The sequence below is a fragment of the Rhizobium sp. NLR8a genome (assembly GCF_019685235.1).
GTDB lineage: Bacteria > Pseudomonadota > Alphaproteobacteria > Rhizobiales > Rhizobiaceae > Rhizobium.
The window spans coordinates 135,206-150,744 of sequence record NZ_JABDWI010000004.1; the positions used below are offsets into that span (position 1 = coordinate 135,206).

Annotated in this window: 13 protein-coding genes; 2 read left to right on the plus strand and 11 right to left on the minus strand. The window is 63.2% G+C overall.

The genetic code is table 11. The annotated features are described in order from the left end of the window. Positions 1–2: 2 nt before the first annotated feature. From HJC04_RS08900 to HJC04_RS08930, 7 genes are all read right to left on the minus strand, one after another. The gene (locus tag HJC04_RS08900; RefSeq protein WP_085776722.1) at positions 3–431 is read right to left on the minus strand and encodes a Fur family transcriptional regulator; all 429 of its coding nucleotides are present in this window, start codon (positions 429–431) and stop codon (positions 3–5) included. An 81-nt stretch (positions 432–512) separates the two neighbouring features. Continuing rightward, positions 513–1,007: a GNAT family N-acetyltransferase gene (locus tag HJC04_RS08905; RefSeq protein ID WP_221122717.1), complete on the minus strand. Its 495-nt coding sequence runs from the start codon at positions 1,005–1,007 to the stop codon at positions 513–515. A 2-nt stretch (positions 1,008–1,009) separates the two neighbouring features. Beyond that, positions 1,010–1,672 carry a tRNA (adenosine(37)-N6)-threonylcarbamoyltransferase complex dimerization subunit type 1 TsaB gene (tsaB, locus tag HJC04_RS08910; RefSeq protein WP_210629446.1) on the minus strand — a complete coding sequence of 221 codons (663 nt, stop codon included), beginning with the start codon at positions 1,670–1,672 and terminating at the stop codon, positions 1,010–1,012. A gap of 89 nt (positions 1,673–1,761) precedes the next feature. Next, on the minus strand, positions 1,762–2,328 hold the full coding sequence (locus HJC04_RS08915) for a NifU family protein (RefSeq protein WP_210629445.1): 567 nt from the start codon (positions 2,326–2,328) through the stop codon (positions 1,762–1,764). A gap of 109 nt (positions 2,329–2,437) precedes the next feature. Continuing rightward, positions 2,438–2,929 carry a universal stress protein gene (locus tag HJC04_RS08920; RefSeq protein WP_011423764.1) on the minus strand — a complete coding sequence of 164 codons (492 nt, stop codon included), beginning with the start codon at positions 2,927–2,929 and terminating at the stop codon, positions 2,438–2,440. 111 nt (positions 2,930–3,040) lie between these two features. Next, complete coding sequence (gene trpS / locus HJC04_RS08925; RefSeq protein WP_221122718.1) at positions 3,041–4,105, minus strand: tryptophan--tRNA ligase; 1,065 nt, start codon at positions 4,103–4,105, stop codon at positions 3,041–3,043. An 87-nt stretch (positions 4,106–4,192) separates the two neighbouring features. Beyond that, positions 4,193–4,600, minus strand: coding sequence for a VOC family protein (locus HJC04_RS08930; protein ID WP_221122719.1), 408 nt, complete (start codon positions 4,598–4,600; stop codon positions 4,193–4,195). A 185-nt stretch (positions 4,601–4,785) separates the two neighbouring features. Between HJC04_RS08930 and HJC04_RS08935 the strand changes: the two genes are divergently transcribed. Then, complete coding sequence (locus HJC04_RS08935; protein ID WP_210629442.1) at positions 4,786–5,214, plus strand: D-Ala-D-Ala carboxypeptidase family metallohydrolase; 429 nt, start codon at positions 4,786–4,788, stop codon at positions 5,212–5,214. A gap of 116 nt (positions 5,215–5,330) precedes the next feature. Here the strand turns inward: HJC04_RS08935 and murJ are convergent, their stop codons facing one another. From murJ to mutS, 4 genes are all read right to left on the minus strand, one after another. Continuing rightward, positions 5,331–6,911 (minus strand): murein biosynthesis integral membrane protein MurJ, encoded by a 1,581-nt coding sequence (gene murJ, locus HJC04_RS08940; protein WP_210629441.1) that lies wholly within the window; start codon positions 6,909–6,911, stop codon positions 5,331–5,333. Positions 6,912–6,921: 10 nt separating this feature from the next. Beyond that, positions 6,922–9,825, minus strand: coding sequence for a [protein-PII] uridylyltransferase (locus HJC04_RS08945; RefSeq protein ID WP_210629440.1), 2,904 nt, complete (start codon positions 9,823–9,825; stop codon positions 6,922–6,924). Between the two features lie 130 nt (positions 9,826–9,955). Then, a complete protein-coding gene (locus HJC04_RS08950; protein WP_210629439.1) occupies positions 9,956–10,231 on the minus strand; it encodes a hypothetical protein in 276 nt (91 codons plus the stop codon). A gap of 11 nt (positions 10,232–10,242) precedes the next feature. Further along, entirely contained in the window at positions 10,243–12,969 is a 2,727-nt protein-coding gene (gene mutS / locus HJC04_RS08955) for a DNA mismatch repair protein MutS (RefSeq protein WP_210629438.1), read from the minus strand. Positions 12,970–13,082: 113 nt separating this feature from the next. Here mutS and HJC04_RS08960 point away from each other — a divergent pair, with 113 nt between their 5' ends. After that, positions 13,083–15,365, plus strand: a complete 2,283-nt coding sequence (locus HJC04_RS08960; protein WP_210629437.1) for an NADP-dependent malic enzyme — start codon at positions 13,083–13,085, stop codon at positions 15,363–15,365. Positions 15,366–15,539 lie beyond the last annotated feature (174 nt).

A 15,539-nucleotide genomic window follows, 5' to 3' on the forward strand; every position in this document is an offset into this window, starting at 1 on the left:
CTTCAGAGATCTTCCTTCTTCAACGGAATGCCGTAGAGCTCCAGGCGGTGGTCGACCAGCTGGAAGCCGTGCTCGCGGGCGATGCGCTCCTGCAGCGCCTCGATCTCAGGCGAACGGAATTCGATGACCGTGCCGGTCTTCAGGTCGATCAGGTGGTCATGATGCTCTTCCGGCACCGTTTCGTAGCGCGAGCGCCCGTCGCGGAAGTCGTGGCGGGCGATGATGCCGGCATCCTCGAACAATTTGACGGTGCGATAGACCGTGGAGATCGAGATCTTCGCATCGACCTTCACGGAACGGCGGTAAAGCTCTTCGACGTCAGGATGGTCTTCCGACTCTTCGAGGATGCGCGCGATCACGCGGCGCTGCTCGGTCATGCGCATGCCACGTTCGGCGCAAAGCTCCTCGAGGGTCTTGGCTACGTCGGTCATGGCCCGCCTTCAAAAATAATCGCGTTTCCACAATGCCTGCACGGCGTTTGCGCCGGTCCGCATGTCATGCTCTGCAGGGAACTATCGAAGAACGCGCTTCATGACAAGCGCCGTGGAACGGGCGCCGTTTTCCTGCTTGTAGTAGCCCTGGCGCTCGCCGACCTTTTCAAAGCCGAGCTTGCGGTATAGGCCGAGCGCCGCCGTATTGCCGCTGTCGACCTCGAGAAACATGCTCTCGCCGCCACGCGCCCGCGCCTCGCGCATCGCCGCCTGCATCAGCCGCCAGCCCAGCCCGGCACGGGCGACCTTCGCCTGCACGGCAATCGTCAGGATCTCGGCCTCGCCGGCGACTTGGCGGGCAAGGATAAAGCCGGGAAGCGGCTTTTTCAGGATGGCATTGGTCTGGCGCGCGACGAAGCCGAAAACAGACTCCTGCGACAGCAGGCTGTGGAATTCGCCGTCGCCCCAGGGCCGGGCGAAACGCTCGCCATGCAGGACGGCGACGTCGCGGCAATCCTCGCGCTCCATGGCGATGATTTCAAATTCCGGCTTCAGCGTCAGATAGGCTTCCAGCATGGTCACACTCGTCGCGCAATCGCATATCCGGCCTGCGGCTTGGCATCCGGTCCGCGCAGATAAAGGGGCTTGGGCTTTCCGGCATCGGCAGGGGCGGCAGCCCCCAGACGCGCGACAATCGAAATCGGAAAGACGTTGGGGTGATCGCCACCGGCGCTGGCCTTCAGGAGCGGCGTTGCCGAACCGGTGATTTCACCGTCGAAGCCGGCCGCTAAAGCCTGGGCCTCGGCGACGCTTGCCGCCCGCGGCTGATCGAGCGGGGAACCATCGGCTGCGAAGGACTGGAGATAGATTTCGTCCCGCTTGGCGTCCATCGCCGCCAGCACGGCGCGGCCGGGCGTCTTCTCACGCTGGGCGGCGGCCATCACCTCGAGCGTGGTGACGCCGACGACGGGCACATTGAGGGAAAGCGCAAAACCGCGGGCTGCGGCAACGCCGACGCGGATACCGGTAAAGGAGCCGGGGCCGATCGTGACGGCAACGCGGTTGATCTGAGAAAGTGTCACTCCCGCCTGATCCAGCACGCGATCGACGATACCGATCAGATGTTCAGCATGCCCCTTGCCGATCATGTCCGATGCCTCCCCCAGCACCGTATTCCTGCCGCTGTCATAAATGGCGGCAGCGCAATCCACACCTGCCGTGTCGAGCGCCAGAACGATCATGCCATCAATTTCCGAATAAATTGTTTGTCGCCTAACCATAAACCGTCCGGCCGAACCTGAGATGAACGGCCGGAGCGAATTCGAAATTCTTAAGCGGCAATCACTTCCTGCACTTCGGGAACGAAATGGCGCAGCAGGTTCTGGACGCCGTGCTTCAGCGTCGCCGTCGAAGACGGGCAGCCGGAGCAGGAGCCTTTCATGTTCAGATAGACCTTGCCGTCCTTGAAGCCGCGGAAGGTGATGTCGCCGCCGTCCTGGGCGACGGCCGGGCGCACGCGGGTCTCCAGAAGCTCCTTGATGGTCAGCACGATCGATTCATCGGCTTCATCAAAGAACTCGTCGCCGGCATCGGCATCCTCGGAAAGGATGGAAGCATCCCCCATGACCGGCTTGCCGGACATGAAATGCTCCATGATCGAGCCAAGGATAGCCGGCTTAAGATGCTGCCATTCGGCGTTGTCCTTGGAGACGGAAATGAAATCATAGCCGAAATAGACACCGGTCACACCGGGAATATCGAACAGTCGGGCGGCGAGCGGCGAGGCTTCAGCCTCTTCGGCGCTGCGGAATTCGGCGGTGCCGTTTTCCATGACGACCTTGCCTGGCAGGAACTTCTGTGTGGCGGGGTTCGGCGTGGCTTCGGTCTGAATGAACATCTGGCTCTCCATGTGACAGGCTCGAGACCTCGGCCGTCTTTAGAATTCTTCAAAAGAAGATAAGCCCATTGCCTGATCTAATCAAGAGACTTGCACTCAAGAAATAGGCTCAGCAAAGGGCGTCGATTTCCTCGTTGGTCAGCGTATCCGGCAGGACGGTAACGGGGATCGGAAACGCCGCCGCGCGTCCGGCGACCGACGAAACAAGCGGTCCCGGACCTTCTTTTGCCGAGCCGGCGGCAAGAACGAGGATCGCCACATCGCGGTCTTCCTCGATCACGGCGTTGATCTGCTCGGCGGCACTGCCTTCACGGATGACGACCTCAGGCTCGATGCCGATCGTCTCGCGCACGATCTGGGCGATCTTGGCAACGGTTGCCTCGGCTTCCTCGCGCGCCTCGGCCCGCATGATCTCCTCGACGCCGAGCCATTGCTGGAAATCGCCGTTGGGGATCACATAGAGCAGCACCAGGCCGCCATTGGAATTCTTCGCGCGCCGGCCGGCATAATGAACGGCGCGCTGGCATTCGGGTGTCCCGTCGATCACCGCCATGAATTTGCGGCGGTGGCCTTCGAGCCGTGAGAGTCGCTTCGATACCATGGGGCGGACTCTGACACCCGAAGCGGAAAAATTGCAAGCGCAGTTTTCTGGCGCCTCTCGCTCTGACGGAGATCCTCTTCTCCCCCAAGAAGGCAGAAGAAGAGATCTGCCTCAGTAGAGGAAGCCGATGACGTCGCGTACTTGGCTCATCGTTACTTCGGCGCGGGCTCTCGCCCGTTCGCCGCCCTTGCGCAGGATCGCGTCGATATGGCTGGTATCGTCCATCAGCCGGCGCATCTCGCCGGTGATCGGCGCCAGCACATGGATGGCGAGATCGACCAGTGCCGGCTTGAAGACGGAGAACTGCTGGCCGCCAAAGTCGGCCAGTACCTCCGCCTTCGATTTGTCGGCGAGCGCGGCATAGATCGCCACCAGATTGTCGGCTTCCGGACGGCCCTGCAACCCGTCAACCTCGCTCGGCAAACCGTCCGGATCGGTCTTGGCCTTGCGGATCTTCTTCGAGATCGCGTCCTCGTCGTCCATCAGATTGATGCGCGAAAGGTCGGAGGGATCGGATTTCGACATTTTTTTGGTGCCGTCGCGCAGCGACATGACGCGCGGCGCCGGTCCGCCGATCAGCGGTTCGACCATCGGGAAATAGGCATGCACCGGCTCGTCGCCGACGATGATGTCGATGCCGTAGCCGCTCTTGCGAATATGCTCGGCATAATCGAGGTTGAACTTCATCGCGATGTCGCGGGCAAGCTCCAGATGCTGCTTCTGGTCCTCGCCAACCGGCACATGAGTGGCGCGATAGACGAGAATGTCGGCGGCCATCAAGCTCGGATAGGCGTAAAGGCCGAGCGAGGCCTGCTCGCGGTCCTTGCCAGCCTTGTCCTTGAACTGCGTCATGCGGTTCATCCAGCCGATGCGGGCGACACAGTTGAAGATCCAGGCGAGTTCCGCGTGCTGCGGCACAGCCGACTGGTTGAAAACGATATGTTTTTCCGGATCGATGCCGGCGGCGATGAAGGCGGCGGCGATCGAGCGCGTCTGGCTCGGCATGTCCTCGTGCACCAGCTGGGCGGTGAGCGCATGCATGTCGACGACGCAGTAGATGCAGTCGTTGCCTTCCTGCAGCGCCACGAACCGGCGAATCGCACCGAGATAATTGCCGAGATGCAGATTGCCGGTCGGCTGCACGCCGGAGAATACGAGTTTCTTGAATTCGCTCATGTCGTCCTCAATAGGCTGGTGGAGGGCCCCAAGGCTTCTCGCCTATGTTGCTAACGCCGCGGCTTATGCACGGGCGGCCGGTCGCAATCAAGAGGTTCGGGCTGCGGCATGCTGGATCAGGTCGAAGGTGTTGCCGTAAGGATCCGCAAAGACCGCGACCGTACCGTAAACCTCATGTCTGGGCTGCTCGAGAAAACGCACGCCGGCGCCGAGCATGGCGGCATGATCGCGAGCGAAATCGTCGGTCTTCAGGAAGAAGCCGACGCGGCCACCCGTCTGGTTGCCGATCGCCGCGCGCTGCGCCTCGTTGGCCGCCTGCGCCAGCAGAAAGGCGGCGCCATCCCCGCCTTTCGGCTTCACCACCACCCAGCGTTTGCCCTCCGGCTGGGGCTCGTCCTGAAGGCAATCGAAACCGAGGGTGCCGCAATAAAAGCCCTTGGCGCGGTCGTAATCGTCGACGACGAGCGTGACGAGAAAAAGAGACTGAAGCGTCATGTGATCTCCCATGTTTGGATGTTTATTCCACCTAGGACGCGAATGAAGCTCACTTTTAAGCCGAATTGATCAGCGCCATTAGTTAAAATTGAGTATAAAATTTCACAGAAAAGCTTTTATTGAACTGAGAATCCTCGGCCGCGCTGGCCAATCCAACGATCGCCAGCTAACCGCCCGGAGGGACCATGCAGAACGTCAGTTTGCTCGCCATGGCAGGCCTTTTCGCCCTACAATCCGCAACCGGCGCCGTCGGTCAAGACAGCAAGAGACCGGCCATTCATCTTCCCACGCATGAGGCGCGTCTCGCCTATGCGGTCCAGACCGTCAGCGTGCGCGCCGGCTGTTTTCCAGAGCGTCTGCGAGCGATCCTCTCGCATATCGCCGCAAAGACCGGACGCCGCCCGATCGTCACCTCCGGCCTCCGGCCGCATCCCCGCCGTCATGGCTCCCTGCATGGAAAATGCCTGGCGGCCGATATCCGGGTGCCCGGCCTCTCGGAACGAACAATCATTGCTGCCGCCAGGACAGCTCCAGGCATCGGCGGCATCGGCAGCTATTGCAACGGCATCATTCATGTCGATGTCGGCCCGCAACGACGATGGGTCGATTGTTAAAGCAATTTGAGAAACGTGCGGCTCGGCCTTGTGCAAGAGCTGTCCGGTTCGGACCCGCCCAAAGCCGTCGGTGGCGGCAGCCGGGTGAGGGGCAGGTTTCGCCAATTTCCCTCGTTTCACGCGTCCTTCGCCGGCACCGGCTTGCGGTTGAGGTTGCGCCTTATCATGCCAAGATCCGCCCCGCCGATCAGGAAGGCGGCGGCGAAATAGATGAGCATGGCGATTGCGATCAGCAGCCCCAGCGTACCAACCTTGCTCAGAAGCGGCGCGCCGGAGGCGAGCCATGGCGCCCAATAGTGCTTGAGGAAGACGATTGCCGCGCCCATGACGGCCGAGGCGACGATCAGCAGGGCGGCGCGTTTTGCCAACGCCCATTCCCATGTCAGATGGCCGCGGCGCAGAAGCGTGGTGAACAGCAGCAGCGTGCTGATCCAGCCGGCTGTGGCTTCGGCGACGGCGATGCCGGGCGCGCCCATAAAGGGAAAAAGGGTCAGCGCCGTCGCGCAGTTGGTTCCCACCGCGATGGCCGAGAAGCGCATCGGCGTCTTGGTGTCCTCGCGGGCATAAAAGCCCGGCTGCAGCGCCTTGATCAGCACGAAGGCGGGCAGGCCGATGCCGTAGATCGCCAGGATCGAGCCGACCACCGCGGTGTTCTCCTGATGGAAGGCGCCGCGCTCGTAGAGCACGCGGATGATCTCGTCGGAGAGGATCCAGAGCGCGAAAGCGGCGGGGATGGTCAGGAACAGCACGAATTCGATCGAGCGGTTCTGCAGGTTTGCCGCTTCGCGTAGCGCCCCGCCCTTCAGTGCCCGGGCGAGCTCCGGCAGCAGCACGACGCCGACAGCGACGCCGACGACGCCGAGCGGCAGCTGATAGATGCGGTCGGCATATTGCAAGGCGGCAATCGCGCCGTCGCGGGAGGAGGCGATCGCCTGGCCGATCAGCTGGTTGATCTGGGTAATGCCGCCGGTGACGGCGGCCGGCACGGCGAGGATCAGCAGCCGCTTGACATTCGCAGTCATTTTCGGGAAGCGCAGGCTGATGCTCATGCCGGCCGCCAGCACGCCGACATAGACGACGGCGAGCTGCAGCACCCCGGCGGCAAGAACGCCCCAGGAGAGATACCAGGCCGTCGCGAGCGGATCGGCGCCGGTATAGAGCGAATAAAACAGCGCCCCGATCATCACCACGTTGAGGAAGACGGGGGCGATGGCGGCGGCGAAGAAATGATGCAGCGAATTCAGCATGCCGCTCATCATCGCCGTCAGCGACATGCACATCAGATAGGGAAACATCACCGCCGCCATGCGGATCGTGATCGAGAATTTCTCGGCATCGTCGGCAAAACCCGGCGCGATGATGAAGCGCACCAAGAGCGGCATGGCAAGCTCCATCACAATGGTGATGAGGAGCAGCACCGAAAACAAGACGCCGAAGACTTCTTCCGAAAAGCGCTTGGCGCCGTCCGTGCCGTTCGCCTCGATTTCCTTGGCAAAGAGCGGCACGAAGGCGGCATTGAAGGCGCCTTCGGCAAACAACCGCCGGAAGAGGTTCGGAAAACGGAAAGCAGCGTAGAAGACGTCGGCCATCGGTCCGGTGCCGAGCGCCGCCGCCATCAGCGTTTCACGGGCGAACCCGAAGATCCGGCTGCCGAGAGTGGCGCCGCCGACGGTCGCGAATTTCTTGACGAGGCTCATGCTTTGGGGCTCATGCGGGGGAATCGGCTTTCTTTTCGGCGGCGGGCGATGTTCGGGTGGCGGCGGGCGCGATGATGCCGGAGGGCATGCGCTCGCGCAGCTCGTCCTGCTCCTCTGCCATCACGGCCTTCATGCGGGCGGTGATATTGGCGCGCTTGCTGTCGCCCGATATTTTCTGACCCACGAGATCGGTGACGTAGAAGGTGTCGATCACCTTCTCGCCGAAGGTGGTGATGCGCGCCGACTGGATGTCGAGCGACAGATCGGAGAGCACGGCGGTGATCTCCGACAGCAGGCCCGGCCGGTCGAGGCATTCGACCTCGATGACCGTGAACTTGTTCGACAGGCTGTTGGTGATGTTGACCGAGGGCGGAATGTCGAAAGCCTTGCTTTTCTTGCGGTTGCGCGTGCGCGTGGCGATGACCTCGGGCAGGCGCTTGCGGCCGGCCAGTACATCCTCGATCATCCGCCCGATCGTGCCGGCGCGGCGAAGCTCGTCGGCGTCGTCGGAAAATTCACGGCTGACATGGATCGTATCGAGCGCCCGTCCATCCGAGGTCGTGAAGATCTGTGCGTCGACGATGTTGGCGCCGGCCGCAGCACAGGCGCCGGCAATGACGGCGAGCAGTCTGGGATGGTCGGGCGACAGCACTGTGATTTCAGTGATGGCGTGGAAACTGTCGGTGCGCACCATGGTGGCGAGCGCCTGGCCCGCCTTGTCAGCCTGGCGGATGAAGTCGGCGTGGCGGAGCTGGTCTTCCAACGGCACGGACAGCAGGTAGGGCTGGTAATGCAGCTTCGTATAGGTGTTGCGGTCCTTCTGGCTCCAGGCGGAAAGGGCGCCGCGCAGCGCCTCGGCGGCGGCATTGGCCCGCTCCTTGCGGGAGACCTCCGAAAAGCCGCCGGCCAGCAGCAACTCGGTTTCGTAATAGAGCGTGCGCAGCAACTGGCCCTTCCAGCCGTTCCAGACGCCGGGCCCGACGGCGCGAATATCGCAGATCGTCAGGATCAGAAGCATCTTCAGCCGGTCGAGTGACTGTACGCGGTCGGCAAAGTCGATAATGGTCTTGCGATCGGTGAGGTCGCGGGTCTGCGCCACCATCGACATCGTCAGATGTTCCTCGATCAGCCAGACGACGAGTTCCGTCTGCTTCTGCGACAGTCCGAAGCGGGCGCAGAGCTTGCGGGCGACGCGGGCGCCGGCGATCGAGTGATCCTCCTGGCGGCCCTTGGCGATGTCGTGGAGCAGAACGGCGACGTAGAGCGCCTCGCGATCCTCGATGTTCGAGATCAGCTTGTTGGCAAGCGGATGCAGATCCTCGGCGCGTCCCTTGTCGATCTCGGAGAGAACGTCGACGGTGCGGATCAGATGCTCGTCGACGGTGTAGTGGTGATACATGTTGAACTGCATCATCGCGACGATCTTGCCGAAATCGGGGATGAAGCGGCCGAGCACGCCGGCCTCGTTCATCCGGCGCAAAATCAGCGCCGGGTCGCGCTTCGACGTCAGGATCGACATGAAGAGGCGGTTCGCTTCGTCGTTTTCCCGTAAGCTGTTGTCGATCAGCGCGAGCGAACGGGTGACGCGTTTCAGCGCATCCGGATGGAATTCCAGCCCGTTGATGTCGGCGACGTGAAAGAGCCGGAGGATGCTGACCGGATCGCGCTTGAAGACATCGGCGTCGGCGAGAGCGATGCGGCCGCGGTCTTCGACGAATTCGACGCTGCCGGCGATTTTGCGGGTGCGATGGGTAAAGCGGCTGATGACGCCGGTGAGGCCCGGGATCGACTTCGCCTGCTGGTCTTCGAGCGCGGCGCACAGGATGCGTGTGAGATCGCCGACGTCCTTGGCCACGAGGAAATAGTGCTTCATGAAACGCTCGACCGCCGAAAGGCCCGGGCGGGTGTGATACCCGAAGGCTTCGGCGATCTCGCGCTGGATGTCGAAGGACAGGCGCTCCTCGGCCTTGCCTGTCAGGAAGTGCATATGGCAGCGCACCGCCCAGAGAAAATCGTCGGCTTTCTCAAGCAGGCGATATTCGTGTTTTGACAAGACGCCGAGCTTGATCAGCTCCGCCTGGTCGCGCACGTGGTAGTAATATTTCGAGATCCAGAACAGCGTGTGCAGGTCTCGAAGCCCGCCCTTGCCTTCCTTGACGTTCGGCTCGACGAGGTAACGCGTGTCGCCCGCCTTGCGGTGGCGCTCGTCGCGCTCGGCCAGTTTGGCGGCGATGAATTCGGGGCCGGTTCCGGTGACGATCTCCTTGTCGAAACGGGCCTCGAGCTCGGTTTCCAGCCGCTGCAGGCCGCAGATATAGCGCATCTCGAGGATCGCGGTACGGATCGTCATGTCGGATTTGGAAAGCGCGATGCATTCTTCCACCGTGCGGGTGGCGTGGCCGACTTTGAAGCCCATGTCCCAGAGCACGTAGAGCATGAATTCGACCGCCTTGTGCGTCTCCTCCGAAGGCCGCGGCGGGAAGAGGAAGAGCAGGTCGATATCGGAGCCCGGTGCCAGCGTGTCGCGGCCGTAGCCGCCGACGGCGGTGACGGCGAACTTGTCCTTCTGCAGCGGAAAAATACGGGCAGTGGCGAAATTGTAGAGGACGGTGATGATCTGGTCCTGCAGCCAGGATATCCGAAAGGCGCAATTAAGACCGCTGCCGTCGGCGGCAAGGGCTGCGCGCGCCTTCTGCCGGCCGTCCGCGCTCGCCTTTTTCAGCGCCGCGAGAAGATCGGCGCGCATGATGTCGGGCCGGTTCCGATTGGCTTCGGCAACGGCGTCGCACTGCGTCTGCAAGAGCTCGGTGTCGAGGATCTCCGAGAAATCGAGGTTGCGCGTCGCGCTCACAGGGGTGGTTTCCTGTCCATGCCGGGCTGCCTGATCGGGGCTCGCCTCACGTTTCGTCTGCATGCGCTATAACCTCTTTGCCCGGCGATTGACACGGGCCTTCATATTGCAAGAACCTTTAAATTTGGCGAAATGGTGTTGCCATGCTGCGATGCGGGACGCTTTGCCGCAAGCGGCGGCCTTTCCCTAAAGCCTAGTCTGCGATCTGCGCATGCAGCGAATACAGCACCTGCCGGGTCTCGCGCTGGATCTCCTCGAGCGTCGCCCTGTCGCACTCGCGGTAGCCCGCCTTAGCGATCGACGTTCCAAGTTCAGAGATCATAGCGCAGGAGCGGGTGATTTTCAGCAGGCCGATCGGCGATGTCCAGCCGCGCGCGTTGCGGTCTTTGTCGGCGCGCCGCATCGTGTCGAGCATGGAGCAGATGAGCGAGAGGCGCTCGGTTTCGCGGACCAGCTTCGCCATGAACATCGGCTGCGCTCCTATTTCAGCTTTTTCTTGAGATCGTAAAGCGCATCAAGCGCCTCGCGCGGCGTCATGTCGTCGAGGCTCATCGCCTTCAGCGTCTCCTCGACCTTGGAGGGGCCGCGGGCAGTGTCCTCGCGGCGCACCGCCACCTGGAAGAGCGGCAGGTCGTCGATCAGCTGGCTCGCCGGGTTCTTGCGGTCGGCATCTTCGAGGCGGGTGAGCACGTCGCGGGCCCGCGACACGACCGAGGCCGGTAGTCCGGCAAGCCTAGCGACCTGGATGCCGTAGGAGCGGTCGGCGGCACCCGGCCCGACCTCGTGCAGGAAGATCACGTCGCCGTCCCATTCCTTGACACGCATCGTCGCGTTCGATAGCCGGCCAAGCTTTTCCGACAGCACGGTCAACTCATGGAAATGCGTGGCGAAGAGGCCGCGGCAGCGATTGGCCTCATGCAGGTGCTCGACGGCGGCCCAGGCGATCGACAGCCCGTCGAAAGTGGCGGTGCCACGGCCGATCTCGTCGAGGATCACGAGCGAGCGGTCGCTCGCCTGGTTGAGGATAGCAGCCGTTTCCACCATCTCGACCATGAAGGTCGAGCGCCCGCGCGCCAGATCGTCGGAGGCGCCGACGCGGGAGAACAGCCGGTCGACGATGCCGATATGGGCCGATGTCGCCGGCACGAAGGAACCCATCTGCGCCAGGATCGCAATCAACGCGTTCTGACGCAGGAACGTCGATTTACCGCCCATATTCGGGCCGGTGAGCAGCCAAATCGCCCCGTCCTTGTCGCCCGTTTTCGGCGACAGATCGCAATTGTTGGCGACGAAGGGGCCGCCCGCCTGGCGGCGCAGCGCCTGTTCGACGACCGGATGGCGCCCGCCCTCGATCGCAAACATCTTCGAGCCGTCGACCTGCGGCCGGCAATAGGCCTGCTCTTCGGTGAGCAGCGCCAGGCCTGCGGCGACGTCGATCACCGCAAGCGCCCGCGCGCCCGCCTTGATCGCTTCGGCCTGCGCCACGACGGCCGCCGTCATCCTGTCGAAGGCTTCGAGTTCGATCGCGAGCGCCCGGTCGGCTGCGTTGGCGATGCGGCTTTCGAGATCGGCAAGTTCGGTCGTGGTGAATCGCATGGCGCTTGCCATCGTCTGGCGATGGATGAAGCGGGCCTTCGCTTCGGCCGTGTCCGTCATCGGAGCTGCGTTGCCGGCGGTCACCTCGATGAAATAGCCGAGGATATTGTTGTGCTTGATCTTCAGCGACCGGATGCCGGTTTCTTCGGCATATTGCAATTGCAGCCCGGCGATGACGCGGCGCGACTGATCGCGCAGCGCCCGGACCTCGTCAAGCTCGGCGCTGGCGCCGTCGCGCAGGAAACCGCCATCGCGTTTCAACAGCGGCAATTCATCGGCGAGCGTCTCGGCAAGCAGGGTTTCGAGGCCCGCCGGAAGGGCTTGCAGCCCGGAGAGCGCTTGATCAAGCTCTTCCGGCAGCATCGCGCTTGCAAGCAGATCGGCAAGTCCGCCGGCCGCTTGCAGGCCCTGGCGAATTGCCCACAGATCGCGCGGTCCGCCGCGGTCGAGCGCCAGGCGGGAGAGCGCGCGCGGCATGTCGGGCACATGTTTCAGCGTGTCGCGGAGCTTGCCGCAGAGCGCGGGCTCTTCGATCAGGAAGCCGATCGAATCGAGCCGCGCATTGATGCGGGCGGGGTCGGTGAGCGGCGACATCAGCCGTTCGGCGAGAAGTCGCGCGCCGCCGCCGGTGACGGTGCGATCGATCGCCTTCAGCAGCGAACCATTGCGATCTCCGGAGAGCGTTCGGGCAAGCTCCAGGTTGGCGCGGGTGGCCGGGTCGATGAAGAGCGTCGACGCGGCACTTTCCCGCTCCGGCCTGCCAAGCGGCGGCCGTTCGGCGATCTGCGTCTTCTCGACATAGGCGACGGCGGCTGCGGCCGCCGCCAGCTCGGCGCGCGAGAAGCTGCCGAAGCCGTCGAGGGTCGAGACGCCGAAATAGCGCGCGATCCGGCCTTCGGCGCTGGCGCTGTCGAAGAGCACGGAAGGCTGTGGAACCGCCGTGCGGCCAAGCACGTCGAAGACCGGCTTGAGCTCGGCATCGTGGAAGATCGTGTCGGGCAGGATCAATTCGCGCGGATCGATGCGCAGGATGTCGGCCAGCAGCCGCGCGCTTTCCGTCTCGGCAAGCCGGAAGACGCCTGTGGAAATATCGATCCAGGCGAGCGCCAGCTGCGGTTCGCCGCCGCCGCGGATGCGGGCAAGCGCCATCAGATAGTTCGATTCCGAAGGCGAGAGCAGCTTCTCCTCGGTGATCGTGCCGGGCGTGACGAGACGGATCACGTCGCGTTTGACGACCGATTTGGCGCCGCGTTTCTTGGCCTCGGCCGGATCCTCGATCTGTTCGCAGACGGCGACGCGGAAGCCGAGCGAAATCAGCTTCTGCAGATAGTCGTCGGCCGCATGCACCGGCACGCCGCACATCGGGATATCCTGACCCATGTGCTGGCCGCGCTTCGTCAGCGTGATGCCGAGCGCGCGGGAGGCTTCCAGCGCATCCTCGAAGAACAGTTCGTAGAAATCGCCCATGCGATAGAACAGCAGCGAACCCGGATTGTTCGCCTTGATCTCGATATATTGCTCCATCATCGGCGTCGCCGAGGCGCGGCTTTCCGCCGTGGCGAGCTCGGCAGCCGAAAAGGCTTCATTCCCAATGTCTATACGTGCGTTCACGGAGGTGCAGTTTTTCCCAAAAAAACAGGTGCCAACCCTATCCGCGCGCCGCTATAGATGACAACTGCATTTGAGGAAGAGCGAAGCGTCGCCCACAGGACGTTGGAGGATTTATGCCCGATATCGACAAGAAGGACCGACCGGTGACCTCGGTGACCGATCAGGAGGCGCTTGATTTTCACGCCATGGGCCGCCCCGGCAAGCTGGAGATCAACCCGACCAAGCCCATGGCAACGCAACGCGATCTCTCGCTCGCCTATTCCCCGGGCGTCGCCGTCCCGGTCAAGGCGATCGCCGCCGATCCGCAGACCGCCTATGACTATACCGCACGCGGCAATATGGTCGCCGTCATATCGAACGGGACGGCGATCCTCGGCCTCGGCAACCTCGGCGCGCTTGCCTCCAAGCCGGTCATGGAAGGCAAGTCTGTGCTGTTCAAACGCTTCGCCGATGTCGATTCCATCGACCTCGAGATCGATACGGAAAATGTCGACGAGTTCATCAACTGCGTGCGCTTCCTCGGCCCCTCCTTCGGCGGCATCAATCTCGAGGATATCAAGGCGCCGGATTGCTTCGTCATCGAGAGCCGGCTGCGCGAGCTGATGGACATTCCCGTCTTCCACGACGACCAGCATGGCACCGCGATCATCGCCGCCGCCGGCCTGATCAACGCGCTCGAACTGACCGGCCGCGACCTGAAGACGACGAAGCTCGTCTGCAACGGCGCCGGCGCTGCGGCGATCGCCTGCGTCGAGCTCATCAAGGCGATGGGTTTTGCACCCGAAAACGTCATCCTTTGCGATACCAAGGGCGTCATCTATCAGGGCCGCACCGAGGGCATGAACCAGTGGAAATCGGCGCATGCGGCAACGACTGACGCGCGCACGCTGAAAGAGGCGATGAACGGCGCCGACGTCATTTTCGGTCTGTCGCAGAAAGGCGCCTTCTCGGCCGAGATGATCCGCTCGATGGCCGATCGGCCGATCATCTTCGCCATGGCCAATCCCGATCCCGAGATCACCCCGGAGGAGGTCGCCCGCATCCGCGACGACGCCATCATGGCGACGGGGCGTTCCGATTATCCGAACCAGGTCAACAACGTCCTCGGTTTTCCCTATATCTTCCGCGGCGCCCTCGATGTGCGCGCCTCCACCATCAACGACGCGATGAAGATCGCCGCCGTCAAGGCGCTGGCAAACCTTGCCCGTGAGGACGTGCCCGATGATGTCGTCGCCGCCTACCAGGGCAACCGCCCACGTTTCGGGCCGCAATACATCATTCCCGTTCCCTTCGATCCGCGCCTGATCTCGGCAATCCCGGTGGCGGTCGCTGAGGCCGCGATCGAAAGCGGCGTCGCCCGCAAGGTGATCACCGACATGGCCGGCTACGCCCGCGAGCTCTCGGCGCGCCGCGATCCGATCGCCTCGACGCTTGCCAGCCTCTACGAACGTGTCCGCCGCCGCCCGAAGCGGATCGTCTTTGCCGAGGCCGAAGAAGAACAGGTCCTGCGCGCCGCCATGTCCTACGCCAACCAGCAGCTCGGCACCGCCATCCTGCTCGGCCGCGAGGACCTGATCCGGGCGACGGCGGAGCGCGCCGGCATCGATCTCAACCGGCCGGGCCTTGAGATCGTCAACGCCCGTATCTCGACCCGCGTCGAGGCCTATATCGATTATCTCTATGCCCGGCTGCAGCGGCGCGGTTATCTCCATCGCGATGCTCAGCGCCTGATCCACAATGACCGCAACCACTTCGCCGCCACCATGGTGGCGCTCGGCGACGCCGACGGCATGGTGACGGGCATCACCCGCAACTATTCCACCGCGCTCGAGGATATACGCCGCTGCATCGACGAGAAGCCCGGCCACCGTGTCATCGGCGTGTCGCTGGCGCTCTGCCGCGGCCGCACCGTCTTCGTCGCCGATACGGCCGTGCATGATATGCCGACGTCCGAAGAGCTTGCCGATATCGCCGAAGAGGCCGCCGGTCTCGCACGGCGCATGGGTTATCAGCCGCGCGTCGCCTTGCTTGCCTATTCCACCTTCGGCCATCCCTCCGGCGAACGGTCCGAGCGGGTGCGCGAAGCGGTGAAGATCCTTGACCGGCGGCGCGTCGATTTCGAATATGACGGCGAGATGGCGGCCGATGTGGCGCTGAACCGCAAGGTGATGGAGCAATATCCGTTCTGCCGGCTCTCCGGCCCCGCCAATGTCCTCGTCATGCCGGCCTTCCACTCGGCCTCGATCTCGACGAAGATGCTGCAGGAACTCGGTGGCTCCACCGTGATCGGCCCGATCCTCGTCGGCCTCGACAAGCCGGTGCAGATCACCTCGATGGGCGCCAAGGACAGCGACATCGTCAACATGGCGGCGATTGCCGCCTATGGCGGATCATAAGGCCATCTGCTCGCACAGCGAGCTATTCAGTGACCGGGGAGTTCGGCGAATCGGCCCCTCAACCGCCTGCCGGCACCGTGCCGCGACCTCTCAGTTCCTCGCAGGTCTATCATAGGGTACGTCCACTCTCCCCGTCATTACGGGGAGAGGGTTAGAGTGGGGCAGCCATTGAGC

Coding starts and splice junctions, on each gene's coding strand:
- HJC04_RS08945 (WP_210629440.1), bottom strand. CDS start 9,825: ATGCAGACGAAACGTGAGGCGAGCCCCGATCAGGCAGCCCGGCATGGA.
- trpS (WP_221122718.1), bottom strand. CDS start 4,105: ATGAGCGAATTCAAGAAACTCGTATTCTCCGGCGTGCAGCCGACCGGC.
- HJC04_RS08930 (WP_221122719.1), bottom strand. CDS start 4,600: ATGACGCTTCAGTCTCTTTTTCTCGTCACGCTCGTCGTCGACGATTAC.
- HJC04_RS08920 (WP_011423764.1), bottom strand. CDS start 2,929: ATGGTATCGAAGCGACTCTCACGGCTCGAAGGCCACCGCCGCAAATTC.
- HJC04_RS08935 (WP_210629442.1), top strand. CDS start 4,786: ATGCAGAACGTCAGTTTGCTCGCCATGGCAGGCCTTTTCGCCCTACAA.
- HJC04_RS08960 (WP_210629437.1), top strand. CDS start 13,083: ATGCCCGATATCGACAAGAAGGACCGACCGGTGACCTCGGTGACCGAT.
- tsaB (WP_210629446.1), bottom strand. CDS start 1,672: ATGATCGTTCTGGCGCTCGACACGGCAGGTGTGGATTGCGCTGCCGCC.
- HJC04_RS08905 (WP_221122717.1), bottom strand. CDS start 1,007: ATGCTGGAAGCCTATCTGACGCTGAAGCCGGAATTTGAAATCATCGCC.
- HJC04_RS08950 (WP_210629439.1), bottom strand. CDS start 10,231: ATGTTCATGGCGAAGCTGGTCCGCGAAACCGAGCGCCTCTCGCTCATC.
- HJC04_RS08915 (WP_210629445.1), bottom strand. CDS start 2,328: ATGTTCATTCAGACCGAAGCCACGCCGAACCCCGCCACACAGAAGTTC.
- HJC04_RS08900 (WP_085776722.1), bottom strand. CDS start 431: ATGACCGACGTAGCCAAGACCCTCGAGGAGCTTTGCGCCGAACGTGGC.
- murJ (WP_210629441.1), bottom strand. CDS start 6,911: ATGAGCCTCGTCAAGAAATTCGCGACCGTCGGCGGCGCCACTCTCGGC.